Genomic DNA, 24,821 nt, shown 5'->3' on the forward strand with positions numbered 1-24,821 from the left:
CCGGATCTATGTACCAGACTTATATTTTTGACCTATACGGAACCTTAATTGATATTGAGACAGATGAAGAGCATCCGGAGGTATGGGAGAGGCTGGCGCTTCATTTCAGCTATCACGGGCTGCGCACGGCAGGGGCGGATCTGCAGTCCCGTTTCCTTGCGGAGCGTGACCGTCAGCTTCAAGCCGCTGCACAGAAATGCCAGTTTCCCGATTTCGTCATGGAAGAGGTCTTCCGTGCCGTGGCCCGCGACTTAGGGGGGAATCCCGGGCAGGCCTGGCTGCATGAGACTGTCCGCTGGCTGCGGACCTTATCCATGAACCATATCGCGCTCTATGACGGAGTCCCGGAGATTCTCCGGACCTTGCGGTCGCGCGGCAAGAAGGTCTATCTGCTCTCGAATGGCCAGAAGACCTTCATTGAGGCAGAATTAACCATGCTGAACATTCTGCATTTATTCCATGGGATAGCCATTTCCTCCGAAGCCGGCATAAGCAAGCCGGACCCGCTATTTTACCGGTATTTAGCAGATAACTATGGTGCCGAGCTAAGTTCGGCAATTATGATCGGCAACGATCCGCGTACGGATATTGCCGGAGCGGACACGATCGGCATTGATTCGTGTTATATTCATACAGCTTCCTCTCCGGATAACGTTCCGGTGAAGAGCACGGTGCAGATCTGGGATGGGGATCTGCGCAAAATTCCGGGCTGGAGCCTGTAGAAATGAACTGGCAGAAAGAAGGCTTACCGCATGACTCTGATTGTTATTGATATTGCAGCTTCACTGGTGGTACTTGTTGCAGCGGCGTATCTGCTTATGACCCTCTATCCGGCGTTTGGACGGAGGGCAGGGAAGCAGGAAAAGGCGCTGAACAGCCGCTCGCTTAATTATAGCAAGGGCAAATTTGCCTATCCGCAGACGGCTGAACTCATCGGCGAGAGAGCTGGTGGTGGCGGCCTGTCCATTCTGAAGGATTTCATTAAAGGCAATCCCCGGTCCAGACCGGCCGAGCCCCTGCAGCCGCTGCCCCTGCCGCCTGCATCCATCGGGCAAGGCCCGGGCACCCGTGTTACCTGGTTCGGCCACTCAGCGGTATTGCTGGAGATGGACGGGGTTACACTGTTCCTGGACCCTATGCTGGGGAATGCGCCGTCCCCGTTTCCGTTCATCGGCGGCCGCCGCCGCCGTTACAGCAAGCAGCTGCCGCTGGAGATTTCCCAGCTTCCGCAGATTGATGCGGTTGTGCTATCCCATGATCATTATGATCATCTGGACTACGGCACCATCCGCAAGCTTAAGGATAAGGTAGGCCTGTTCATTGTGCCGCTCGGTGTCGGCGCCCATCTGCGCCGCTGGGGGGTAAGCGGAGAGAAGATCCGCGAGCATGACTGGGGAGATGAGCTTGCATATGCAGGCCTGACCTTTACCAGCGCGCCGGCCCGGCATTTCTCCGGCCGGAGTCTGCTGGACCGCAACACCACACTGTGGTGTTCATGGATAATCCAAGGAGCGGATACGAAGCTCTTCTTCAGCGGGGACAGCGGCTACGGGCCGCATTTTGCCGAGATTGGACGCAAGTATGGCCCATTCGATCTCACGCTGATGGAATGCGGCCAATACGATCCGCGCTGGGCCGACATCCATATGCTGCCGGAGCAGACGGTTGAAGCACATATAGATGTGCGGGGAGGTCTGCTTATTCCGGTTCATTGGGGAGCCTTCACCCTGTCGATGCATGACTGGACCGATCCGGTGGAGCGCGTCGCAGCTGCGGCTGCAGCTAAAGGGGTACGGCTGGCTACACCAAGAATAGGGGAGACTGTAGTGGCCGGAGCTGCGGAGTATCCTGCTCTTCCCTGGTGGAGATGAGGCTGCGCGGCCTGAGGGGACTTGTGGTACAATCATTGTGCATAAATGCCAAGGAGCTGACTAACGAATATGAGTAATGAAGTGAATGAGCAGGAACTGGTGGAAGTATTGTCTGCACAGACGAAGGTTGATCCGGCCGTGATCCGGCTGGTGCTGAAGCACGAGCAGGCCTTTATCAACAAAGCCAAGGCCAATGCCAAGGGCGAGATTGATATTGATAATGATGATCTGGTCGATTATGTTACTGCGCAGCGCGATGTTAAGCTGGACGAGCTGACCGTAGAGAATATTCTCGATGCGGAGATGGACTATCTGATGGACAAGGGACTGGCCGGATATATCGACTAAACCCTGCAGCTGCCGGGTGCGCGGTGCGGTTGTTCATGGAGCACCGTGCGCCGGCTACGATATAATTTCACTTATTTTTAAGTAATTTTAAGTAATCCTTTGCTTTTAGAGAATTAATGTGCTACAATGAAGTTAATCATAAATTTAACCCTTAATTCACATATTGTAAAAGGTTATCATTTGTGCGTATGAATCCTTTTCCAATGTGTGAATTTTTATTTGTTCGTACAATACGTAGGAATAAAAGGACATGTGTTAAATAAAACTTGGAGGTAATATCATGCAAACAGGTACAGTAAAATGGTTCAACGCAGACAAAGGTTTCGGTTTTATCGAGGTTGAAGGCGGAAGCGACGTATTCGTACACTTCTCCGCAATCACTGGCGACGGCTTCAAATCTTTGGACGAAGGCCAACGCGTTGAGTTCAACGTAACTCAAGGCGCTCGTGGACCACAAGCCGAAAACGTTGTAAAACTGTAGTATTAAAAATAGACTGCCCTTAACACAAGTTGAGGGCAGCTTTTTTTTTGAACAGGCCAGAACAAGCTACCATCCTGCCATAACAGTCCGGTTGGGCTGGAAATATGTCTTTATTCGAAGGGTATGCTTCCGAAGCGAGCTTTGTAAGAACCGATTCAGGAAGTATATGCTAACAAAGCTATTAGGAGGGGTACTTATGTATTTTCGTAAAAAAGCGCTGGAGGATCTTCCGCAAGAAGACACAGCCATTTGGTCCTGCACTAAGGAAGATTGCTCCGGGTGGATGCGCGACAACTTCGCCTTCCAATATGTCCCTACCTGCTGGCAATGCAACTCGCCGATGACCAGAAGCATGAAGATACTGCCTATGCTTGTGAATACGAATTTTGACATGAAGGCGATCAAGAAGGGCATTACCATCCGGTAATCTGCCAATTCCTGAACGCTCTGTACAGAATCAGATTATAGCAGCAACACCATAGCAGTCAGTTCCCTGTGGGGAACGGGCTATTTTTTTTGTCCTGGCAGCGGATGGGTGTCCGGGGTTGACAATAGCGGGGAATCAAGGGATATTAGAGATGAGGATGAAGAATACATAATTGGAAAATCGTCTCAACAGCAAGGGGGTCGTGGTGTGGCTATGAACAAATATCTTAGGCTTCTTCTTCTGGTTATGATTATCTTGAATACAATAAATATTAAATATCGCAATCCAGTTCTGCTTGTTGCCGTACCTGCTATAGCAATTATAATCTTTATTCTGGACATTTACCTGGAGCCCACCCGCCGGAAGGTACTGATGTACAGCATCTGCGCCGTCCTGCTGGCTTTACTGTGGATAGCCCTGGACCGGGAGTGGATCACTCCGATAATGTTCATCTAGTCCCTTCTGCTGCAGCCCTTAAACAGCTCCTGGAACAAGGAGCTCTGCTTAAGGGCTCTTTGCTGCCCTGTGCCGGGCAACGATTTCTCTTGACAAACCCCGGGACTTTTGGAGAATAGAGTTGGAAACGCTGCCAAGGAAAGAAGGAATTCCGATGTTTCAGAGATTCAAAGAACTCAACACGCTGCGCAATCAAATATTCATCGGCTTCGTGCTGGTTATGCTAATCATTCTTCTGGTTTCAGGGGCGTTTGTGTATGACCGGGTATCTATTCTGCTCAAAAATAATGCCGAGCGGCATATCCAGCAGACGGCGGTTCAGGCGAACGGACGGCTGAATGCGCTGATTGGCCAGATTGACAGCCTGATGGAGCAGGTGGCTAATCATCCTACGGTGCAGCAGCTGCTGCTGGAGGAGCTGAACGGCAATGAAGTGTCATTCAATCAGCGGCAGTCGCTGCTGCAGATTATCTCCAGCTATCAGGCGTATATGCCGAGCGTAGGGTCTCTTGAGCTGTATACCGCCGATTACCGGCTGCTCTTCCCGATTAAGGACGGCAGTCTGGGGACGAGAATCAACGAGCCTTACATCAGCGAGGCTAATATCCAGAAAGGGCGGCTGGTCTGGATCGGCGTCGATCCGCATGACAGCCAGAGCCTGCTGGCCATCCGCCAGGTTAGCCTCATGGACCGCTGGTTCTCGCGGGGAGGGTATCTGATGGCACGCATCCAGCGCAGCTACTTCCAACTGGATGATCCGATCTCCGGCAGTGACGGAGGCGAGTCTGTGCTGCTGGTGAATGATGAAGGCCGGCTCCTGGGCAGCAGTGAAACACCGGAGGCGGACCTGCTGCCGCTGCTGGAAAGTGTGGACCAGACGGTCAGCTTTCACGGCAAGGAGTATGTACAGGTTAAGCTGCGCTCGGACAAGACCAATTGGACACTGCTTGTGCTGACCCCTGTCAGCTATGTCACCAAGGGATTATCTGTGCTGCGGACGGTTCTGCTGCTGTCAGGGGGGCTGGGAGCCCTGCTTTTCCTGATCATGTCGTTTCTATTGTCAACGATGATCACGAGGCCGATTATCCATCTGATCCGGGCCATGCGCAAATCGCGCTTAGGCGTGCTGACGCCCAACTCGCAGAAGGTATCTACGATGGAGCTGCGGGAGCTGAATTATACCTATAACGGCATGGTGGCCAATATGAATGATTTGATCCGGGTTGTCTACGAGAAGGAAGTATTACAGAGCCGGACCGAGCTCAAAGCGTTGCAGGCGCAGATCAACCCTCATTTTCTGTTCAACACCCTGGAAGCCTTTAACTGGTCGCTTGAGGAAAAGGGGGAGGAGGAATTGGCCGGATTGGTCGTAGTAATGTCCAGGCTGTTCCGCTATATTATTGGCCGTCCCAATAATAAAGACGAGTGGGTTGCACTTAGTGAAGAGGTTGAACAGATCAGGCGTTATCTGAAGATCATGGAGATGCGGATGGGCGAGCGCCTGTCCTGGGATATTGTGCTGGACCCGAGCGAGGCTGCTGTTCCGGTACCCAAGCTGCTGATTCAGCCGATTGTGGAGAATGCCATTCTTCATGGAGTGGAGAGCCGTGTCGGCAGCGGCAGTGTGGAGGTTACGATTACCCCATCGCCACGCGACGGCTGGACCTCGGTGAAGGTATCCGACAATGGGCCCGGCATGGATGAGGATACTCTGCGGGCGCTGCGCAATACACTGGAGGGCGGCCCGCCGATCTCCGCCAAAGGCAACGGGGTCGGCCTGGTGAATGTGCAGCGGCGGCTCAAGCTGTATTACGGGGAAGAGGGCATCAAGTCGGAGGGTCTGATAATTGAGAGCAGGTTATCCGAAGGGACCGTTATTACTTTTGAAATTCCAAGCAATGGAGGATATACCTATGAGCCTGAGCAATAGGACGATTCTGATCGTGGATGATGAACCGAGAACACGGCAGGGCATCAAGCAGACGCTGGAAGTATGGGCGGCAGGCCGGTATGCCGTGGAGACCTGCGACAACGGGGTTGAGGCGCGCGAGCGGCTGCGGCAGGAGCGGGTCCATCTGCTGATTACAGATGTGCGCATGCCCGAAGTAAGCGGACTGGATCTGATCCGTTCCCTGCAGGAGTCAGCCTGGAAGCCCGTTATTATTGTCATATCCGGCTATGCCGAATTTGATTATGTGCAGCAGGCTATGCGGCTGGGGGCGGTCAACTACCTGCTTAAGCCGCTGGACAAGTCCGAGCTGCTGTCGGTGGTTGAGGATGCGCTGAAGCGGGAGGAAGAGCAGCAGCGCCACGTGAAGCTGGAGAAGCTGGTGGATCATAAGCTGATGGAGATTGACCCGGATCAGGCACGAATGGGACAGCCGGTCAAAGAAGCGATCGCCTATGTGGAGCAGCACCTGCATGAACAGCTGACAATGGCAGAGGTAGCCGGACTCATCCATCTGAATGCCAGCTACTTCAGCGTATTGTTCAAGGAGCAGGCCGGAGTATCCTTCAGCGAATATTTGGCACGTCTGCGAATTCAGCGGGCTAAGGAATTACTGCTGCAGACCTCACTGTCTATAGGGGAGATCGGGGAGCGGGTAGGCTATCGGACGGATAAGTACTTCATTAAGGTGTTTAAGTCGCTGGAACAGTTAAGCCCAAGCCGGTATAGGCATAAAATGAAGGGCGGATCGCAGGAAATCCATTAAATGTGGAATTTTAGCCAATAAGTGTAGTCTTATATCCCTCCGGGTACGATGCTAGAATTTGATTGGTAGCGATTACATCAGGCCGCGTAATGTGAAATGGGAGGCTATAGCAATGTTGAGGAATAACATAACCAAGGGACTGTTCCTGACACTTACATTGGCCCTTGTTCTGACCGGCTGCAGCTTTACACAGGATAATAATAGTGCGGCGGCAGCCACCAATGCTTCGGCCCCAAAAATAACGATTCATATGATGCACTTATGGCCGGCTGGCCTCTCCGCCCAGCAGAATAAGCTGGTTAGCCAGATCATCGGGGAATACGAGAAAGAGAATCCTAATATTATAATCCAGCAGGGCGTGCTGGAGAATGAACAGTACAAGAATAAGCTGAAGGTGCTCTCTGCTTCGAATGACCTGCCGGATGTAGGAATCACCTGGGCAGCGGGCTTCATGGAGCCTTATGTAAAGGGCGGATTATTCGCTCCGCTGGATGACATCCTGAATGGTACGCGGTTAAAGGGTAAATTCGTAACAGGCACTACTGAAGCCTATGTGGTCGATAATAAGACCTACGCACTGCCGATTGAGCTGAACATTTCACCGATATACTATAATAAGGATATTTTTGCAAAATATAATCTCCAGGTGCCTGCTACGTACGAAGAGTTCAAGCAAGTGGTAAGAACGTTATCCCATCATGGCGTGGCTCCGGTTGCCCTTGGCAACAAGGACCGCTGGACCGGCTCGCTATGGTACATGTACCTTGCTGACCGTATCGCCGGCAGTGATACACTGAAGCGCGCAACGAAGGGGACAAGCTACTTCGATGATCCCGGCCTGGTCCGGGCTGCGGCTGAAGTGCAGACGCTGGTGGATATGAACACCTTCAACAGCGGTTTCAACGGGCTATCCAATGATGAGGGCAAATCGGAATTCTTGAATGAGAAGGCGGCAATGTATCTGACGGGTACCTGGGAGCTTCCCAACTTCACAACGAATCCGGAGATTCCGCAAGACTTCAAAGATAAGGTAGGGTTCTTCAAATTCCCGACTGTGGAAGGCGGAAAGGGCAATATCAACAGCTGGGTTGGCGGTCCGGGTGTCGGACTGTTCGTAGCCGAAGCTTCCGAGGTTAAGGAAGAAGCGAAAGCATTTGTCGAATATTTCGTATACAAATGGGGAGAGGCCTCTGTAACCAGTGCAGGTGTAATTCCGGCGACCAAAGTGGATACCACGAATGAAGAGCTGCCGCAGCTGTATGTCGAACTGCTGAATGAATTAAACCATGCGAGCAGCATCACCCTGTTTGCTGATATACAGATGAAGCCGAACGCTGCCCAGGTCCATCTGGATATGATTCAGGCGCTGTTCGGCAAAGCGATTACACCTGAGCAGTTCGCGGCCAAGCATAAAGAAGCTGTAGCCAAAGGAACCTGATAAGCGTACGACCTTATCACAAAGGGATGCCAATTAGCCGGATTACACGGCCGGGGCATCCCTTATTTGCGGAGTCGGATGATTAAGGCAGTCAGACGTGTTGTCATAGTCTTCCTCATCCTTCCTGCCAAGTGAATAGGATTATGTATTCAAAAGGCGGCCCGCCCCAATCGCAGAGACCAGGGTGAACCGCCTGTTTGTTGCCGCAGATTAATGCGCCGGCGCAGCGCTCAGCGGTTCTGCAGGTTCATGCTGGATCAGGCCGTGCTTCTCCCAGGCTCTGCTCTTCCAGCGGAAGTACATAATGACCGCCCGCACCCATTCATCGAATGCAGTGGCCAGCCAGACTCCGGCCAGACCGAGATCAAGCGTGAATACCAGGAAATAGCCCAGCGGCAGGCTCATGCAGACCATGGAGATCAGGCCCATGTAGACCGGAAACTTGGCATCGCCGGAAGCGCGCAGCGAGTTGATAATGACCAGGTTGCAGGTGCGTCCGGTCTCAAGGAAGAAGCTGAGCAGGATGACCTGGGCGCCCATAGTTATAATCGTCTGATTATCCGTGAACAGGCCCATCAGCGGTATGCGGAACAGAATAACTATCGCGTCCATAATTACGGTGACCAGCAGCGCCCATTTCACACTGGAGAACACCCGCGAGTAAGCTTCCTTAGGCCGCCTTGCGCCCACGAGATGGCCGACAATAATCGAGGTGCCCATGGATACGGCTACGCTGAAGAGGAAGATGTAGCTGGAGATATTCAGCGCGTATTGGCGGGTAGCCATGGCTTCAGCACCCAGATAAGTGATGTATAAAGTGAAGACCAGCTGGCAGCACTGATAGATCACCGATTCAAAAGCGGACGGGATGCCGATTTTGAGAATCTGCAGCACATATTTTTTGGAGAGATGGATGTAATAGGTCCATTTGACCCGCACCTCCATAATCCGGTAGAGCAGCAGGAAGAACAGGACCAGACAGATCAGGCGGCTGGCAACCGTTGAGATGGCTGCGCCTTCGACACCGAGTGCCGGCAGTCCGAAATGTCCGAAGATCAGCAGATAATTGCCCCCGACGTGGATCACGTTCATCAGCAGAGAGACTACCATGGTCTGTTTCGTGAACCCGTGCGTCCGGATGGTGGTGGCCAGGGCGTTCAGCAGTGCCTGAAGGAAGATTCCGCCCCCGACAATATGCATATACGATTTGGCATAGACGAGAATATCGCCCTTCACATTCAGTGCCGTCAGCAGCGTTCCTCCGAACAGCAGCAGAATTGTACTCAGAATAATTCCGACCGCAAGATTGAGCGTTATGGCATTGCCCGTTACCTTGGCTGCTTCTTTGGGCTGCCTGGAACCGAGATACTGCGACACGACAATGGCCGCACCGTTCCCGATAACACTGAGCACGAGAATGGCTATGGCAATAATCTGATTGGCCGCCCCGACACCGGAGACTGCATCATCCGATACGGAGCTGATCATGAATGTATCTACACTCCCCATGAGCATAAACAGGAACAGCTCGAGGAAAATCGGCCAGGTCAGCTTAATTAAATTGAACTCTTTAGGTTTGCTTTCTTCCATAATAAACCGTACACCTTCTTGTTGTTAAAATAGGATTGCCGCCGGAGAATTTGTAAATCTAATGTATGGTAGCACAGCTTTTGTGAAAATGCAGTAAATTTAAGAAAATCCTAAATAAAATCAACCTTCATTTTCAAAAAGACGCAACAGACAGCCCGGCCCCCGCCCAATAGTATCCTTCAGGTAACTACATCACAATAAAGTGCCTACTTCCCTTATCGGCAGTATATCCCTAAACTTAGTACATCACTTACTAAAATATATTAACGACGAGGAGATTCTAAACCTATGAAATTACAGCTAGCACTCGATCTGGTGGATATTGCGGGAGCCAAGGCCATTGTTGCGGAAGTAGCCGAATTTATAGATATCGTGGAAATTGGAACACCGGTTGTTATTAATGAAGGTTTGCATGCGGTAAAAGCGATCAAGGACGCTTTTCCGGCACTCACGGTCCTGGCCGATCTCAAAATCATGGATGCCGGCGGCTATGAAGTGATGAAAGCTGTAGAAGCGGGAGCGGGAATCGTTACCGTGCTTGGCGTGTCCGATGATTCAACGATCCGTGGAGCGGTGGAAGAAGCCAGGAAGACCGGCGCAGAAATCCTGGTTGATCTGATCAACGTGAAGGATCTGAAGGCCAGAGCCGCGGAAGTGGATGCACTTGGCGTTGACTATGTCTGTGTGCACTCCGGATATGATCATCAGGCAGAAGGCAAGAATTCCTTCGAGGATCTGAGAGCGATTAAGAGTGTGGTTACAAAAGCAAAAACAGCGATTGCCGGAGGAATTAAACTGGGCACGCTGCCTGAAGTGATTGCTGCGAATCCTGATCTGGTGATCGTGGGCGGCGGAATTACCGGCGAAGCGGATCAGAGAGCGGCTGCGGCGGAAATGAAGCGCCTTGTAAGCCAGGCCTAAGCAGCTATGGATACGCTGGATTACGCACAGGAAATTGTGAAGGAGCTGCAGGGCTCGGTCTCCGGACTGAACGCCGGAGAAGGCGAAGCCATGGCGGAGCTGCTGCTGTGCTCCGGGCAGATCTTTGTAGCCGGCGCCGGCCGCTCCGGCCTGATGGGCCGGGCGTTCGCGATGCGGCTGATGCAAGCCGGGCAGGCTGCGTTTGTCGTCGGGGAGACGGTCACCCCGGGGATCGGCCCCGGCGATGTGCTTGTGCTGGGCTCCGGCTCCGGCGAGACCAAGGGGCTGGTATCCATGGCGGAGAAAGCCAAGGCGATCGGCGCAGCTGTAGTGCTCGTGACCGTCACCCCGGATTCGTCACTGGGGCGTCTAGCTGATTATATCGTCAAGCTGCCGGGCTCGCCCAAGGATCAGACAGGCGGGAGCTATGCTACGATCCAGCCGATGGCTTCCTTGTTTGAGCAGACGCTGCTGGTATTCTACGATGCCGTCATCCTGCGGATGATGGAGCAGACGGGGCAGACCACCGGCAAGATGTTCGGCAAACATGCGAATCTGGAATAACGTAACGTAAAGACAGCCTGTCCGGAACTTCCGGGCAGGCTGTCTGCATTTTAAAGATGTCAGGCGGTGGTGGCGCTGCTGAAGCTAATGTTGATGCTGCTGCCGGAATTGGCAGCAGCACTGTCTATTATGGCAGGTGAAAGGCGGGATGTGCCTGCCCGGCACCTGCATTCAGCTTAACGCTTAAGCAGATCCTCACGGATCGGTGTGAACACATCGAGCAGCGCCGAATTGGCTTCAAGCGCAGTCACTCCATGCTTGGCGTTAGGCGGAATAGCTATGCTCTGGCCTGCGGACAAGGCGTATTCCTTGCCGTCGATGCGGAAGACGAAGCTGCCGCGCAGACAGTAGCTCATCTGCTCATGCACATGGCTGTGCTCGTAGCCCTCGGCGCCTTCCTCGAAATGAACCTCCATCATCATCAGACTGGCTGCCGCATTCAGAATGCAGCGTTTGACGCCCGGCTCGGCCGGTTCCCATACTCCTAGATTACTCATACTTTATTTCCTCCTTATAAGTGCTGTAGGCATAAATGTTGTACGTTGTGCAATAATGCTTCCTTGATAGCCGGGTGTTCGGGAGAATTGTTGTAGAAACTGCAAGAATAATTCTGCCAAGCCGCGTGAACGGGACGAAATGCTGCCTTTTATACAACACTTTTGGATTTGGGCAGATATTTTCAAGAAAATGTTGTATTCCGTGCAGGATTTTATAGAAGGTACTGGAGCCCGGCCGCAAATAGCGGATGAATCGGGAAATTCCTTATTGCGGAACGGCAATCTGAATCATTCCCGGCTTAAGAATCAGGGTATCGTCCGCCCCGTGTCCGCCGCTCTCTGCTTCCGCACCTTCCGTGCCGAGTACCCGGAGCGGGACGCCGCCGGGAATACGGACGCGGCGGCTTTGCCCTGAGCCGTTGATGGCGGCAACGCACCATGCACCGTCTGCGCGGGAAATCTTATATACCCGCACACCTCCGCCGGCGTCTTCGCACAGCAGCGGCTCCAGCCGCAGCGGGGGAGCTGCTGCTGGGCGTGGATGCAGCAGCACCACATAGTCTTCGCCCGCCTTGCCATGCACCCGGAAATGCTGCTGCGCCGCCAGCGGATAGGCCCCGCCTACGGCACCTTCTCCGGCAGTGATTACCGGTGCGGCCGGTTCGGCGATATGCGCGAGAAGCCGCATGCCGCCTAAAGCTGCTACCTCAATATCCTGCCCTGTGATCTCAGCCCCGGTACTAAGTGTATGCAGATTCCATACGCTGTCTGTTCCGCCCTCAATCCGGTCCCAGACCAGATAAGCGTCAAAGCCTGCCTTGATATACAGGAAATTTCGCTCATACTCACCGGCACGTGTATCCGGGATCAGGCTTCTGACATAATCCAGCTCTTCTGTGAAGATGACCTCCCGGCAGACGCTTTGCAGCGGACCGTCAGCATAGCCGCCTGAACCATCAGCAAATTGGACGATATTATGCGCCGCGCCTGATACATACCAGTGCCGGTCCCCGTTGTAATAACCGCCGGTTCCGGCATCAAGCGTCAGCGGAACCCCGTCTGCCCAGATGGAGAAATGGCCTTCGTCATGATGGGCGTGATAGGTCAGCGGCGAAGCCTCGTAGATGGCATAGTTCCGCAGGTTCTGCTCCCCGCTGCGGAAGATGACGTAGCCGATGCCGGGATAATGCACAGAGCGGAGGGCGGGCTGCTGCTCCGGCAGATCCGGCCGTGGATACAGCAGGGCGACCAGCGGCAGCGGGAAAGCTCCGGTATCCTGGACCGGTGCGCCGCCGTGCTTCCAGGTCCAGACCATTTCTGCCGACAGCTGCGGATCTTCCTCTGCATAGAACGGGGCCGCGTAGCCGAGCAGGCGGAACCACTTCTCCTGTACATTGGCATCGCCGACGGCAGGAGTCAGCAGAACAGGTCCGGCATCGTGACCGCCCTGGATGATGTCCTCTGCGGTGACGATGCCGATCAGGAAGCGGTACATCGCTTTTACCTTAGGGTGCCTGAAGTAATCCATTCCCTGCCGCTGCTTCAGCAGCACGAAGAACAGGAAATACCGGTGCAGCACGGCGCCGTGATAACGCACATTCTCCGGCCAGGCCCCCTCCTGATCCACTACTTCCGCCAGCTGCCAGTCTACTACGGAGCAGGCATGCTTCAGATAGCCAGCACTCTCAGGCTCCTGCGGGAAGAGCAGCGCATAGACACCAAGCCCGGTCGCCCGGTCTGCATTCCAGTTGCTGCGTTTGCCGCCCTTCTCATCAGGGAAGGTCTCCAGATCGAACCGGTAGTAGGCAGTGTCCATCATCATCGCCGTAATATAGCGGAGATCGGAGTGCAGCACCTCTATTTCTCCGGCAGTTAAAACTCCGCTTCCGGCTATCTGGTCATAGATGACCGAGACGGCAGCCAGTCCGCGCCCGATATGCACAGCGCCGTAGATGTCATCATCATGCCAGCCGTCCCGGCGGAAGATATCCATGCCCTGCCGCATATCGGCCAGCATGTACTGCAGCTTGCGCCCCGCCCGGGCGGCATAATGATCTTCACCGCTTACCTTATACAGATTGGCGTCAGCACCGGCAGCCTCCAGCAGATAAGCCCAGTTGGTCAGCGTGGGCCGGTTGAAGGGCGGTCCGGACTGCTCCGGTCCGAGCGGCTGTCCGTCTTCGTCCAGGAACGTAACTCCAGTGCATACGCCGCCGCTGCCAAGCGGAGCTTCCAGGCTGAGCTCCGTCTGGATGCCGTAATAATCGCCTGCGGTTACCGGCAGGCGTTCTTCGTACCGCAGCACAGTAATGCCTTCCTCCGCTTCATTGCTGATGCGTACACAGAGCACATCCTCCTCCTGCGCACCTCCAGCCGGAGTGACGCCGGAAGGCTGCAGTCCGCTTCCGCCCCCGGCCAGCCGTTCAAGCGCCACTCTGCTGCCGCTTCCCGGCTCCTGCGTCCAGCCTTTCAGCGCCTGGCGGAAGCTGCCATTAATCAGCGTCACCGGCAGGCCGAGCTGGGAATGCGTCAGCTGTACACCGCCGATCCGGGCAACGCCCTGCCCCCGGACCTGTACGGACAGCTGCAGGCAAGCGGCCTGGGCGGGAACCTTGAAGACGAACGGCTCCACCCGGAATACACCGAGCCGGCTAAGCGGGACCGCTTCTTCGCGTGCGGAGAATTGTGCGGACAGCTGCTGCTGTCTTACATATTCCTGCGAGATCGCCGGATACTGCTCTATTCTGGCGCGGAGCCTCTTCTGCTGCTCCTGGTCATAGCCGCCGAAGGGGCCAACACCGGCGGTGCCATGATTAGATGAATGTATTGGCAAATTTGCGGCCTCCCTGTGAATGCGAGTTCATTAATTAAACTTACTTAATTTCTACCATAAGTATAGCTGCCCGGGGACGGGACCCGGGATGGGTAAACGGAGGGAGGAGAGGGGACAAAGCAACTGAAATCACCCTTCAAGGCAGGGCCCCCGGCTTTGAAGCCCGATTTCATGAAAAAGTGAATTTCTCCCCCTTAGCGCAGTCGCTTTCTCCCTAACTGTGTCTGCACAGCGGGATTTATGATTAAGGAAAGAAACGCGAGCCGAATAGACAGGAGGAACAATCAATGAATGGAACGAAACGGCAAATAAACGCCTGGACCTTTGTAGCACCCAGTTTGATTCTGACGCTGATTTTTGGGGTGTATCCCGTCTTTTGGGCATTGAAGTACATGTTCTATGATTATCAGGGTTTCGGCACACCGCTATTCATCGGCCTGGATAACTTCGAGCGCCTGCTGCGGGATAAGGATTTCTGGCAGTCAGTGGTGAACACCTTCGTTTACGCAGGCGGCAAGCTGATCGTTACGATCCCGCTGTCCTTTGTGCTGGCTGTAGTGCTCAACCGCGCCCTGAAGGGACGCCAGCTGCTGCGGGCCATTTATTTCCTGCCTACCGTAATCAGTGCTTCGGTAATGGCGATTGTGTTCTACGTTATTTTCAACTCCTACAACGGAATGGTGAATCAGCTGCTGATGGGGGCCGGAATTGTATCCGCTCCCATAGACTGGCTGGGCGCCAAGCATGCCCTGGTCACGGCAATTATTATCGCGATCTGGGGCGCGGTCGGCAACTATATGCTGCTCTTTATTGCGGGGCTGCAGAATATTCCGGAGGATCTGTATGAAGCCGCTTCCCTAGACGGTGCGGGGCCGCTGCGCAAAATGTGGAGTATTACCGTTCCGATGCTGGGACCTGTGCTGCAGATGATCATCATGCTGGCGATTACCGTATCCCTGAAGGGCTACGAGAGCATCATGGTGCTTACCGAGGGCGGTCCTTACGGCAAGACGGAAGTCATGTATCTCTATCTCTATAAATTGTTCTTCCCGGTATCCAGCGGAGGATCAAGCATCCAGCAGTTCGGTTACGGCAGCGCGGTCGGATTTGCTACGGCGGTTATCGTCGGCATCATTACCCTGATTTACTTCTATGTATCCAAGAAACTGAATGATATCTACTAAAAGAGAGGAGAATGAACAGTGAGCACAATGCATGCGGAAACGAAAATGGCTTCGGCGCAGACCAGCCGTTCCTTAAAGAACAAGGCGCTGCTGTCCCGGGTACTGTTGTGGATTTTCCTGCTGATCGTAGCAGCGTTTGCGTTATTCCCCATCATATTGGCGTTCTTCGGATCGCTTAAATCTAATCTGGAGCTGACGACGGGTACTACCCTGCTGCCGAAGGAATGGATCTTCGATAACTATGCGCAGGCCTGGACATCCGCTAATTTCGCAAGGTTTACCTGGAACAGCGTATTTATAAGCACCTTTACGACGTTAGGGACTTTATTGATAGGAACGATGGCTGCCTATGCGGTAGCTAGGGTGGATTTCTACGGGAAGCGCCTGTATGTGGTTATTCAGTCCTGCACCCTGTTCATCTCCATCGGTGCTGTCGTGCTGCGTCCCCAGTTTGATCTCATGGTCTCACTGAATCTGCAAAAATCGCTCTGGGGCGTCATCATCATCCTGATCAGCGGTCATGCCACTGCATTCTTCATGCTGATCGGTTTTGTGCGGGCAATCCCGAAGGAACTGGATGAGGCGGCGTTTATTGACGGCTGCAACTTCTATAGCGTATACTTTCGTGTTATCTTGCCGCTCCTGACACCGGCCCTTGGGGTCACAGCGCTCTGGACCTTCCGCGGCGCCTGGAATGAATACATTCTGCCGCTGGTATTTACGATGACGCAGCCTGGATTACAGACGCTCACCGTAGGCCTGGCCGGGTTGAAATATGGTGTCGGTGATGCGGCACAGCCCCAATTAATGCTTGCCGGCGCATGCCTGTCGATGCTGCCGATGATCATTGTCTATATTTTTGCCAACAAATCATTCATGCAGATGACAGCGGGCTCCGTGAAGGGCTAAGCGGGCTAAGGCTAACGCGGCGGTCCAACGGCAGCCAGTCTTAACGAAGGATGTGTAATCATGCTGAAGGCCTGGCTGTACCGGACCTCGCTGAAGAAAAGAATATGGCTGACATTCACCGGGCTGACCGTCTTTTGTATCTCGGTCACTGGCCTGTGGGCCTATTCGATTGCTTCGCGGGCCATGGAACGCAACTCCATCGACCTGAACCGCAATGTGCTGAACCAGTCCGTTAATGTGCTGGACCAGAAGCTGAAGCAGATCATTGTGGCGTCCTCCACCATGATGCTGAGTGAAGCGTATAAGCAGACGATGCGGGATATACAAGCGGATAATACCGACCGTTTCTTTGCCAACTTCTCCTTATTGCAGGGCCCCTTCACACAGGCGGAGCTGACAGAGAACTCCATTGAATCGATCCTGGTCAGTACACCGGACGGGGATTTCTACTCCGCCGGCAATCTGCGCAGAACAGCGACTCCATTTATGGAGTCTTTGCTGTATCAGCGGATCAAGGATAATCCGGAATCGAACTGGGTTGAGAGCCATGAGGACGAGCTGTTCGCCGGCAGTCATCATGTGATCTCCCTGCTGCTGCAGCCGCTGACGGAGAGCTATGTGCCCGATGTCTTCCTGACCGTTAATGTGAAAGAGGACATTCTGGAGGATACCGTCAGCGGAGGCGCGAGTCTCGGCAGTGCCAAGTTTCTGCTGATCAACAAGGGCGGAGCCAGTGTCTTCGGAGATAAGGAACGGCCGGACTGGTCCCGCTCAGAGGTATTTATGAACAAGCTGCTTCAGGCGGACAGCGGCAATTTCGAATATTCTGCGGGCGGCGGGACGATGCTGGTCAGCTACGCAGATTCGCGGTATGCGGGGGACTGGCTGCTGGTCAGCTACCAGTCGAAGGAGGAGCTTCTTCAGCCTGTGCGCAGCATTCAGTGGCTGGTGCTGATGATTATGGCCGTGTGCATTGTAATCGCGCTGCTGCTGGCGAGGTACCTCTCGGCACTGCTGCTCGGGCCGCTGCTGAAGCTGCAGAAGACGATGTCGCGGGTGGAGCATGAGGATCTGGATGCCCGCTTCGAGAGTCCGTTCCAGGATGAGATCGGGGAGGCGGGCCGCAAATTCAACCAGATGCTCGACCGGATCGGCGGGCTGATTCTTGAGGTCAGGGATACGGAGAAGGAAAAGCGCAAAGCGGAGATCAAAGCGCTGCAGGCGCAGATTGAACCCCATTTTTTATATAACACGCTCAATACAATCCTATGGAAATGCGAAATGGACGAATATGAAGATGTGAAGCGGATGGTGATTTCCCTGTCCGCGCTGTTCCAGCTGGGCCTGAACAACGGGCAGGAGATTACGACACTGGGTAAGGAGCTGGAGCATGTCCGCCAGTACCTGAATCTCCAGCAGCAATGTTATGAGGGCCTATTCGAATATACGATAACTGCTGGAGCGGAGCTGCTGGAGCTGCCTGTCCTTAAAATTATTATTCAGCCCCTTGTGGAGAATTCCATTCTGCACGGGCTGAAGGAGCTTCGGGGCGAAGGCATGATTACGATCTCTGTGGCAATAGAGGCGCAGCATCTCGTGATCCGGGCGGCTGATAACGGGTCGGGCATGGATGCGGAGCAGCTGAATGCCCGGCTGAAAGAGCCGGCCGGCAGCGGGGGATATGCCCTGACCAATATCTGCAGCCGCCTGCAGTTATATTACGGCAAGGAAGCCTCTTTAACCTTCCGCAGCCGTCCACACATAGAGACTGAAGCGGTTCTCTCAATTCCAATGGAAGGTGGAGTTTATCCTGAGCCACGCTGAACCTGTAAAAATATGCATTGTAGATGATATTCCGGCTGTGGTCCGGGGCTTGTCCCAGCGGATTCCCTGGGAGGAGCACGGGATCGCCGTCGCTGCAACGGCGGCCAACGGAGAAGAAGGGCTGCTGCAGATCCGCAAACACCGTCCGGATATTGTTCTGACCGATATCCGGATGCCATTCACCGACGGGCTGGAGATGATGAGGATGATTCTGGCGGAGCAGCCGGGGATCAAGCTGATCTTCCTGACGGGTTATTCGGATTTCTCTTATGCCCAGGAGGCGGTGAAGCTCGGGGCCTTTGACCTGATCGTCAAGCCCTTTACCAAGCCGCAGGTGCTTGAATCTGTCCTGAAGGCCAAAGAGGTGCTGGAGCGTGAACGCTCGCAGGCTGAACAGATGCGGGGAATGGAGCAGAAGCTGCGGGAGAGCATGCCCTATCTGCGTCAGGAGTATATGCGTCTCCTGATCCGTTACGGCAGCAGGCAGCAGCACCGCAGCCAGCAGTGGGATTTCTATGCGATTACAATGAACAGCCGCGACTTTTGTGTAATGGTGGCGGAGATCGACTTTTTTGCCGAGCGTACGGCTGCCCTGGCGGTCTCTGAGGTTGAGCTGATCCGATTCGCGGTGCAGAACATTCTGGAGGAGACGATTGGCGGGTACACGCAGGGTCTCGTGTTCCGCGAGCATGTTAATCAGTTCATTATCGTTATGAATCCCCCGGCGGAGCTTGATGCGGAGCAGCTGGCCGAGCAATGCCGGGAGAATGTCTGCCGGCATACGTACCAGACCGTGTCTATCGGACTCGGCGGGGAAGTGGAGGAGGCTGGTCAGTTATCGGTTTCCTACGCCCAGGCGCTGTCTGCGCTGACCAATACATTCCTGACCGGCGGGAACAGTGTATACCGCTATGTGGAATCGCCGGAGAGGGATGCCGCGCTGCCCAGATACTCTTTTGACAAGGAGAAGGAGCTGCTCTATTGCCTGCGTTCGGCTAATCTGGCTAAGGCAGAGGAACAGCTGGACAATATTTGGAATGAGTGGCTTAGTGCCCCCGTGCTGCCCGATCCGGCGATCGTCAAGACGATGTGCCTGGAGCTGGCTCATTCCATCCACCGTGTCTTCTCCGACAAAGCTTCAGACGCGGAGGTCAAGCTGCTGGAGAAAAAGCTGGCCGATATGAATACCTCCGCCTCATTCGAGGAGCTGCGGGGGCAGATCCGGGAATTCTGCCGCCAGGGCTGCTCCTATGTACAAATCCGCCAGTTCAGTGAAGCGCGTGTGCTGGTGGAGCGTGCCATCGCCTACATCAACGAGAATCTGCACCGCAACCTTGCGGTTGCCGATTGTGCGAGGGAGGTTCATCTCAGCCCCAGCTATTTCTCCAATCTGTTCAAGAAGGAAATGGGGATGACACTCGCCCAGTACATTATCAGCCGCAGAATGGAGAAGGCCAAGGAACGGGTGCTCGAGGGCATGCAGGTTCAGGATATCGCCATCTCGCTGGGCTATGAGGACCGTCCTTATTTCACCGAGCTGTTCAAGAAATATACCGGCATGACGCCGACCGACTTCCGCTCCAAATACACTTCGGAGGTGCAGCGCGGAAACAGTGATTTCGTCTCCCCTGAATAGTTGTTTTCTCCTTCACTTACAACCCCGCAGTCATTCTATAATTTTTATATGAAATGAATGCGATTACAAAAAGAAAAGGGAGGGTTTCAAGATGAAAAGAAATCAATGGATGCTGGCTGGAGCTTCGCTGCTGCTGGCAGGATCGCTGGCTGCATGCTCCTCGTCAACCGCTTCAAATAATACAAAGGCAGAGGGCGGGGATACCTCCGCTGAGCAAACCAAGCTGGTCTACTGGTCCATCGACCGTCATGATTCGGATTTCATTGAGCAGAAGATCAGTGAGTACGAGGGGCTTAATCCTAATGTTGATATTGAATTCAAGGTGATGGCTGACAACTACGCCCAGTCGGTGGATATCGCCTTCTCCAGTAAACAGGCCCCGGATATTCTGCGCGTGGATACAGGCAATGTACCGGCCTGGGTCAAGAAAGGGTATCTGGAATCGTTCGACAGCTATATCGCGCCGGAAATGAAGAGCCGGTTCGAGAGCGTGCTCATTAATGAGAAGAATATGGTTGACGGCAAAATCTACACCCTGCCGAATATTGGCCAGTTCTGGCGCCTGATCTATAACGTCGATCTGTTCGAGAAGGCCGGGATTGCAGAGCCGCCAACTACACTTGCTGAAATGGTGGAGGATGCCAAGAAGATTACTGAGGCGGGTAAAGACAGCGGTGCTTACGGATTCGCCGGTAATTTCAAGAGCGGAAGCGGGTTTGAACGCATTGCCCATCCGATCACAACCCTCAGTAAGACAGAAGGAACGGAAGGTTTTAACTTCCAGACCGCTAAGTTCGACTTCGGCATGTACAAGGAGACGCTTGAAGCCCTGCGGCAGATCGTAGTGGACGGCAGCATGATGCCGGGTTCGGAATCGCTTGATATTGATCCCCTGCGGGCACAGTTCGCTCAAGGTAAAATCGGGATGTATTTCAACCATTCTGTTGAGCCTAGTGTGTACAAAACTCAATTCCCGACCGAAATCCGCTGGGCGGCAGCACTGCCACCAACCGTGGACGGCCAGCAGAACGGCGCCAGCCAGGTCATCTCCGGCAGCTATCTGGCGATGAGCAAAGACTCCGGGCAGAAAGAGGCCGCCTGGAAGTTTATCGAGTGGATGTACAGCGATGAGGTACAGATCGCATACCAGGAAGGCGGATACGGGGTTTCTGTTATTCCTTCTGTTGCTGCCGCAGCGAAAGCTCCGGATATCCCGGGAATCGAAGACTTCCTGCCAACCAAGTATGACGGAATCTATCCGGCAACTCCATTCACAGCTACCGAAGGACGTCTGGAAGGAACGAAGAAGATGGATGTGTTCAACAGATATATCTTTACCGGCGGAGATTTGGACAAGGATCTTCAGGATCTGAACACACGTTATAACGCCGCCCTGGACAAAGCCAAAGCTGCAGGCGACACTACGATTGAAGCCCAGCCGGACTTCAGTGCAGCCAGCCTGCAGGGAAGCCTGGTCAAGGAATAACCATAATACTCTTATGCAGCATACAGACCGCTGGCCCTAGGCCAGCGGTCTGTTACGTATATATGGGGTCTGCCCCAGGGCGTCTTCTGGCGGTGTGCAGTCCCCGGGTGTATTGTAGTATGATATTAAGGAACGAAAGGAGGGACTTATATTGGCGACTGAGATTAAAGACCGTATCAATCTGAAGGAAATCAACTGCGAGAAGGAGCTTACGCTTGCTGTCATCAGCGGCAAATGGAAGCTTATCATATTGTGGCACCTGGGCCTGGAAGGGACCAAGCGCTTTAGCGAGCTAAAGAAGCTGATTCCGCATATTACCCAGAAAATGCTGACCAATCAGCTGCGTGAGCTGGAGGAAGATCAGCTGGTATTCAGGCGGGTGTATGCTGAGGTCCCGCCGAGAGTAGAATACTCTATGACGGAGTATGGGCATACGCTGATGCCTGTGCTGCGCATGATGTATGACTGGGGCAAGAATTACGGGGAGAACGTCATTTGGAAAGATGACCCTGACCGCGACAGATCGATGAAATGAAATTCATATAGATTTAGACAAATGGAGGAGATTGATAATTATGCTGCTGAAGACAGAATATAGCCCGCTGCTGGAGACGTTTAAGTTCGCGAACGGCATTGAACTGAAGAACCGTGTGGTGATGGCGCCGATGACTAATTTCTCCTCGAATGAGGATGGAACCGTCTCAGGGCCGGAGCTTGATTATTACATCCGCCGATCCAAGGGGGCAGGAATGGTTATTACCGCCTGTGTATATGTATCACGCGGCGGGAAAGGCTTCCCGGGTGAATTCGGTGCTGACCATGACGGGCTGATTCCGAGCCTTCGCGGGCTGGCTGAGGCCATTAAGGGTGAAGGGGCGAAGGCGGTTCTGCAGATCTTCCATGGCGGTCGCCAATGCCCTCCGGCGCAGCTGCCGGACGGGCAGACGGTCAGCGCAAGTGATGTGCCGTCCGAGCTTCCGGGCGGCGGGCAAGGACCGGTTCCGCGCGCACTGACTGATGAAGAAATTACCGGAATTATCGCTGATTTCGGAGAAGCTACACGCCGGGCGATCGAAGCCGGATTCGATGGTGTGGAAATTCACGGTGCCAACGGCTATCTGCTGCAGCAGTTCTTCTCCCCGCATTCGAACCGGCGCGAAGACCGCTGGGGCGGCGATCTGCAGAAGCGTCTGACCTTCCCGCGGGCTGTTCTGCGCAGTGTCAAGGATGCGGTGAAGCAGCATGCACAGGGGGAATTCCTTGTAGGGTACCGCTTCTCGCCTGAAGAGCCGGAAACACCGGGAATTACGATGGCTGATACCTTTGCGCTAATCGATGCACTGACAGGGGAAGGGCTTGATTATCTGCATGCTTCCCTGATGGAGCTGTGGTCGCAGCCGCGCCGGGGTACCGAGGACAGCCGTCCGCGGATCGAGCAGATTGTAGACCGCGTGGGAGGCAAGGCTCCGGTAATTGGAGTAGGCTCGCTCTATACCGCCGCTGATGCCCTGAAGGGTCTGGACAGCGGGATCAGCCTGGTCGCTCTGGGCCGTCCGCTCCTGATTGAACCGGACTGGGTTCAGAAGGTTGCCGAAGGGCGTGCAGCTGAGATTAAGACTGAGCTGGACCCTTCCGCCCAAGCTGAGCTTGTAATCCCGGACCCGCTCTGGAATGCACTGATTCATACGCCGGGCTGGCTGCCGGTTAAGCAGTAAATAGCAGGTAGCAGGAGGGCGTCTGTCCTGCGTCTGTAACTATTGATGACCTCTGGGTGCCTATATTTAAGGCTTCCAGAGGTTTTTTGCCATATTGGCATAAACGTGGAAATCTATATATGATACAATCGTATTAATTAACGGAACATCCTACAATGAGGAGTTTGCAGATATGAATGTACAGGGGAGAAACGATAGTTCCGGCGATGCGGAAGAGATGAGGCGTGATGAAGAAATGGATTCTTTTCAGCGGACGCTCGAGGTCATCGGTGGCAAATGGAAAGGAGTCCTGCTCTACCAACTAATCAGCGGTACAAAGCGGTTCAATGAACTGCGCAGATTATGTCCGGGAATTACCCAGCGGATGCTGGCCATGCAGCTGCGGGAGCTGGAGCGTGATGGTCTGGTTCATCGTGAGGTGTACCCGCAGGTGCCCCAGAAGGTCGAGTATTCTCTGACCGAATGGGCCCGGGGCCTGGAATCCGGCCTGCTTAGTATCAAACACTGGGGCGAAGGATACAGGGAGGTACTGGCCCAGAGTGGACCTGAACTGCAGCCTGCCGGGGGCCGGGCCGGAGAAGACTCCGTGGAAGCAGCTCCGCGCAGCACAAATACCCCCGGATAAGCGGGATGCGCTTTATCCGGGGGTATTTGTGCTATGCAGGAGGCGTTAAGCTTTTTGCTCAGCCAGACGGGCAATCTCTACGATAACCTGAACAGCCTTCAGCATTACATCTACAGAGGCATATTCAAATTTGCCGTGGAAATTCTCGCCGCCGGTGAAGATATTCGGTGTCGGCAGGCCCATATAGGACAGCTGTGAGCCGTCGGTCCCTCCGCGGATCGGGCGGATCACTGGCACTATTCCCAGACCCTCCATTGCTTCCTGGGCGATATCAACGATGTGGCGCACCGGCTCAATTTTTTCACGCATATTATAATACTGGTCATTCATCTCCAGCACAACATTGTCTGCTCCGTAAGTAGACTTGAATTCATCCACAATGGCAGCGATATGGGCTTTGCGGTTCTCGAAATGCTCGCGGTCAAAGTCACGGATAATATACTGCAGCTTGCTGTGCTCGGCATTGCCCTGCATGGAGATCAGGTGATAAAAGCCCTCGTATCCATCCGTGAATTCAGGCGCTTCACCGGCAGGAAGCCGGAGATGGAAGGCCATGGCGATCTTGGAAGAGTGGATCATCTTGCCCTTGGCCGTACCGGGATGCACGTTAACCCCATGGAAGCTGATTTTGGCGGCAGCGGCATTGAAACTCTCATACTCCAGCTCTCCGAGCGGGCCGCCATCAACGGTATAGGCATAGGAAGCGCCGAATGCTGCAACGTCGAACTTATGCGGGCCGCGTCCGATTTCTTCATCCGGGGTAAAAGCGACTCTGATCTTGCCATGTTTGATCTCCGGATGCGCGAGCAGATACACCATCGCCGTAACGATCTCCGCGATACCAGCCTTGTTATCTGCCCCCAGCAGGGTAGTGCCGTCGGTGGTAATCAGGGTATGCCCCTTGTAGCCGCTCAGCTCCGGGAAGCTTTGTGTGGTAAGGACGACGTTCAGCGCCTCATTCAGCACAATATCGTTCCCGTCATAGTTCTCAATAATCTGCGGCTTCACATTCGTGCCGGTGAAATCAGTTGCCGTATCCAAATGGGCCAGGAAGCCGATTACCGGAACATCCTTGTCCGTGTTGGCCGGTAGTGAAGCCATAACATACCCATGCTCGTCCACTGTGACTTCCGTCAGCCCGATCTCCTGCAGCTCCTCTACCAGCTTATGGGCAAGCACCATTTGGCCGGGTGTGGAAGGGCAGGTCTCACTGTCCTCATTCGATTGGGTATCCATTTCAGCATAAGAAATAAAACGCTTGATCAGCTCTTGTTTCAATTCAGGTCATCTCCTCTTCATCTT

22 protein-coding genes are annotated in these 24,821 nt (G+C 54.0%); 18 read left to right on the forward strand and 4 right to left on the reverse strand.

Annotated elements, in window-relative coordinates:
• Positions 1-8 precede the first annotated feature (8 nt).
• From QW71_RS23820 to QW71_RS23860, 8 genes are all read left to right on the forward strand, one after another.
• Positions 9-722, forward strand: a complete 714-nt coding sequence (locus tag QW71_RS23820) for an HAD family hydrolase (protein WP_039304804.1) — start codon at positions 9-11, stop codon at positions 720-722.
• 30 nt (positions 723-752) lie between these two features.
• Positions 753-1,871 (forward strand): MBL fold metallo-hydrolase, encoded by a 1,119-nt coding sequence (locus tag QW71_RS23825; protein ID WP_039304805.1) that lies wholly within the window; start codon positions 753-755, stop codon positions 1,869-1,871.
• Between the two features lie 69 nt (positions 1,872-1,940).
• Entirely contained in the window at positions 1,941-2,219 is a 279-nt protein-coding gene (locus tag QW71_RS23830; RefSeq protein ID WP_039304808.1) for a hypothetical protein, read from the forward strand.
• Between the two features lie 280 nt (positions 2,220-2,499).
• Positions 2,500-2,700: a cold-shock protein gene (locus QW71_RS23835; protein ID WP_019914790.1), complete on the forward strand. Its 201-nt coding sequence runs from the start codon at positions 2,500-2,502 to the stop codon at positions 2,698-2,700.
• A 196-nt stretch (positions 2,701-2,896) separates the two neighbouring features.
• Positions 2,897-3,127, forward strand: a complete 231-nt coding sequence (locus tag QW71_RS23840; RefSeq protein ID WP_039304815.1) for a cold-shock protein — start codon at positions 2,897-2,899, stop codon at positions 3,125-3,127.
• Between the two features lie 610 nt (positions 3,128-3,737).
• Positions 3,738-5,513 (forward strand): sensor histidine kinase, encoded by a 1,776-nt coding sequence (locus QW71_RS23850; protein WP_039304917.1) that lies wholly within the window; start codon positions 3,738-3,740, stop codon positions 5,511-5,513.
• A complete protein-coding gene (locus QW71_RS23855) occupies positions 5,497-6,297 on the forward strand; it encodes a response regulator (protein ID WP_039304820.1) in 801 nt (266 codons plus the stop codon). Before QW71_RS23850 ends, QW71_RS23855 begins: the two co-directional genes overlap by 17 nt.
• Positions 6,298-6,409: 112 nt before the next feature.
• On the forward strand, positions 6,410-7,735 hold the full coding sequence (locus QW71_RS23860) for an extracellular solute-binding protein (RefSeq protein WP_039304822.1): 1,326 nt from the start codon (positions 6,410-6,412) through the stop codon (positions 7,733-7,735).
• Between the two features lie 210 nt (positions 7,736-7,945).
• Here the strand turns inward: QW71_RS23860 and QW71_RS23865 are convergent, their stop codons facing one another.
• On the reverse strand, positions 7,946-9,325 hold the full coding sequence (locus tag QW71_RS23865) for an MATE family efflux transporter (RefSeq protein ID WP_039304825.1): 1,380 nt from the start codon (positions 9,323-9,325) through the stop codon (positions 7,946-7,948).
• Between the two features lie 288 nt (positions 9,326-9,613).
• Here QW71_RS23865 and hxlA point away from each other — a divergent pair, with 288 nt between their 5' ends.
• Both hxlA and hxlB read left to right on the forward strand, forming a co-directional pair.
• Positions 9,614-10,246 (forward strand): 3-hexulose-6-phosphate synthase, encoded by a 633-nt coding sequence (gene hxlA, locus QW71_RS23870; protein WP_039304828.1) that lies wholly within the window; start codon positions 9,614-9,616, stop codon positions 10,244-10,246.
• A 6-nt stretch (positions 10,247-10,252) separates the two neighbouring features.
• Positions 10,253-10,810 carry a 6-phospho-3-hexuloisomerase gene (gene hxlB, locus QW71_RS23875; RefSeq protein WP_039304830.1) on the forward strand — a complete coding sequence of 186 codons (558 nt, stop codon included), beginning with the start codon at positions 10,253-10,255 and terminating at the stop codon, positions 10,808-10,810.
• Positions 10,811-10,986: 176 nt separating this feature from the next.
• Here the strand turns inward: hxlB and QW71_RS23880 are convergent, their stop codons facing one another.
• A complete protein-coding gene (locus QW71_RS23880) occupies positions 10,987-11,307 on the reverse strand; it encodes a cupin domain-containing protein (RefSeq protein ID WP_039304833.1) in 321 nt (106 codons plus the stop codon).
• 265 nt (positions 11,308-11,572) lie between these two features.
• Complete coding sequence (locus QW71_RS23885; RefSeq protein ID WP_039304836.1) at positions 11,573-14,140, reverse strand: heparinase II/III family protein; 2,568 nt, start codon at positions 14,138-14,140, stop codon at positions 11,573-11,575.
• A gap of 287 nt (positions 14,141-14,427) precedes the next feature.
• Between QW71_RS23885 and QW71_RS23890 the strand changes: the two genes are divergently transcribed.
• The 8 genes from QW71_RS23890 (at position 14,428) to QW71_RS39155 (ending at position 23,519) form a co-directional block, all read left to right on the forward strand.
• On the forward strand, positions 14,428-15,324 hold the full coding sequence (locus QW71_RS23890) for a carbohydrate ABC transporter permease (RefSeq protein WP_039304839.1): 897 nt from the start codon (positions 14,428-14,430) through the stop codon (positions 15,322-15,324).
• A 45-nt stretch (positions 15,325-15,369) separates the two neighbouring features.
• On the forward strand, positions 15,370-16,233 hold the full coding sequence (locus QW71_RS23895; RefSeq protein WP_042141795.1) for a carbohydrate ABC transporter permease: 864 nt from the start codon (positions 15,370-15,372) through the stop codon (positions 16,231-16,233).
• Positions 16,234-16,293: 60 nt separating this feature from the next.
• Positions 16,294-18,057: a sensor histidine kinase gene (locus QW71_RS23900; RefSeq protein ID WP_039304842.1), complete on the forward strand. Its 1,764-nt coding sequence runs from the start codon at positions 16,294-16,296 to the stop codon at positions 18,055-18,057.
• Positions 18,032-19,693, forward strand: a complete 1,662-nt coding sequence (locus QW71_RS23905; RefSeq protein WP_052770151.1) for a response regulator — start codon at positions 18,032-18,034, stop codon at positions 19,691-19,693. The genes QW71_RS23900 and QW71_RS23905 overlap by 26 nt, the downstream gene beginning before the upstream one ends.
• 91 nt (positions 19,694-19,784) lie before the next feature.
• Positions 19,785-21,179 (forward strand): sugar ABC transporter substrate-binding protein, encoded by a 1,395-nt coding sequence (locus QW71_RS23910; protein ID WP_039304845.1) that lies wholly within the window; start codon positions 19,785-19,787, stop codon positions 21,177-21,179.
• Between the two features lie 151 nt (positions 21,180-21,330).
• Positions 21,331-21,714: a helix-turn-helix domain-containing protein gene (locus tag QW71_RS23915; RefSeq protein WP_039304848.1), complete on the forward strand. Its 384-nt coding sequence runs from the start codon at positions 21,331-21,333 to the stop codon at positions 21,712-21,714.
• A gap of 46 nt (positions 21,715-21,760) precedes the next feature.
• Positions 21,761-22,894: an NADH-dependent flavin oxidoreductase gene (locus QW71_RS23920; protein WP_039304925.1), complete on the forward strand. Its 1,134-nt coding sequence runs from the start codon at positions 21,761-21,763 to the stop codon at positions 22,892-22,894.
• 217 nt (positions 22,895-23,111) lie between these two features.
• Positions 23,112-23,519 (forward strand): helix-turn-helix domain-containing protein, encoded by a 408-nt coding sequence (locus tag QW71_RS39155; protein WP_235441532.1) that lies wholly within the window; start codon positions 23,112-23,114, stop codon positions 23,517-23,519.
• A gap of 45 nt (positions 23,520-23,564) precedes the next feature.
• Here the strand turns inward: QW71_RS39155 and pepT are convergent, their stop codons facing one another.
• The gene (pepT, locus tag QW71_RS23930) at positions 23,565-24,797 is read right to left on the reverse strand and encodes a peptidase T (RefSeq protein ID WP_039304852.1); all 1,233 of its coding nucleotides are present in this window, start codon (positions 24,795-24,797) and stop codon (positions 23,565-23,567) included.
• Positions 24,798-24,821 lie beyond the last annotated feature (24 nt).

Origin of the sequence: Paenibacillus sp. IHB B 3415 (assembly GCF_000802655.2) — a bacterium.
In the GTDB taxonomy this organism is placed as follows: domain Bacteria; phylum Bacillota; class Bacilli; order Paenibacillales; family Paenibacillaceae; genus Paenibacillus_AQ; species Paenibacillus_AQ phytohabitans.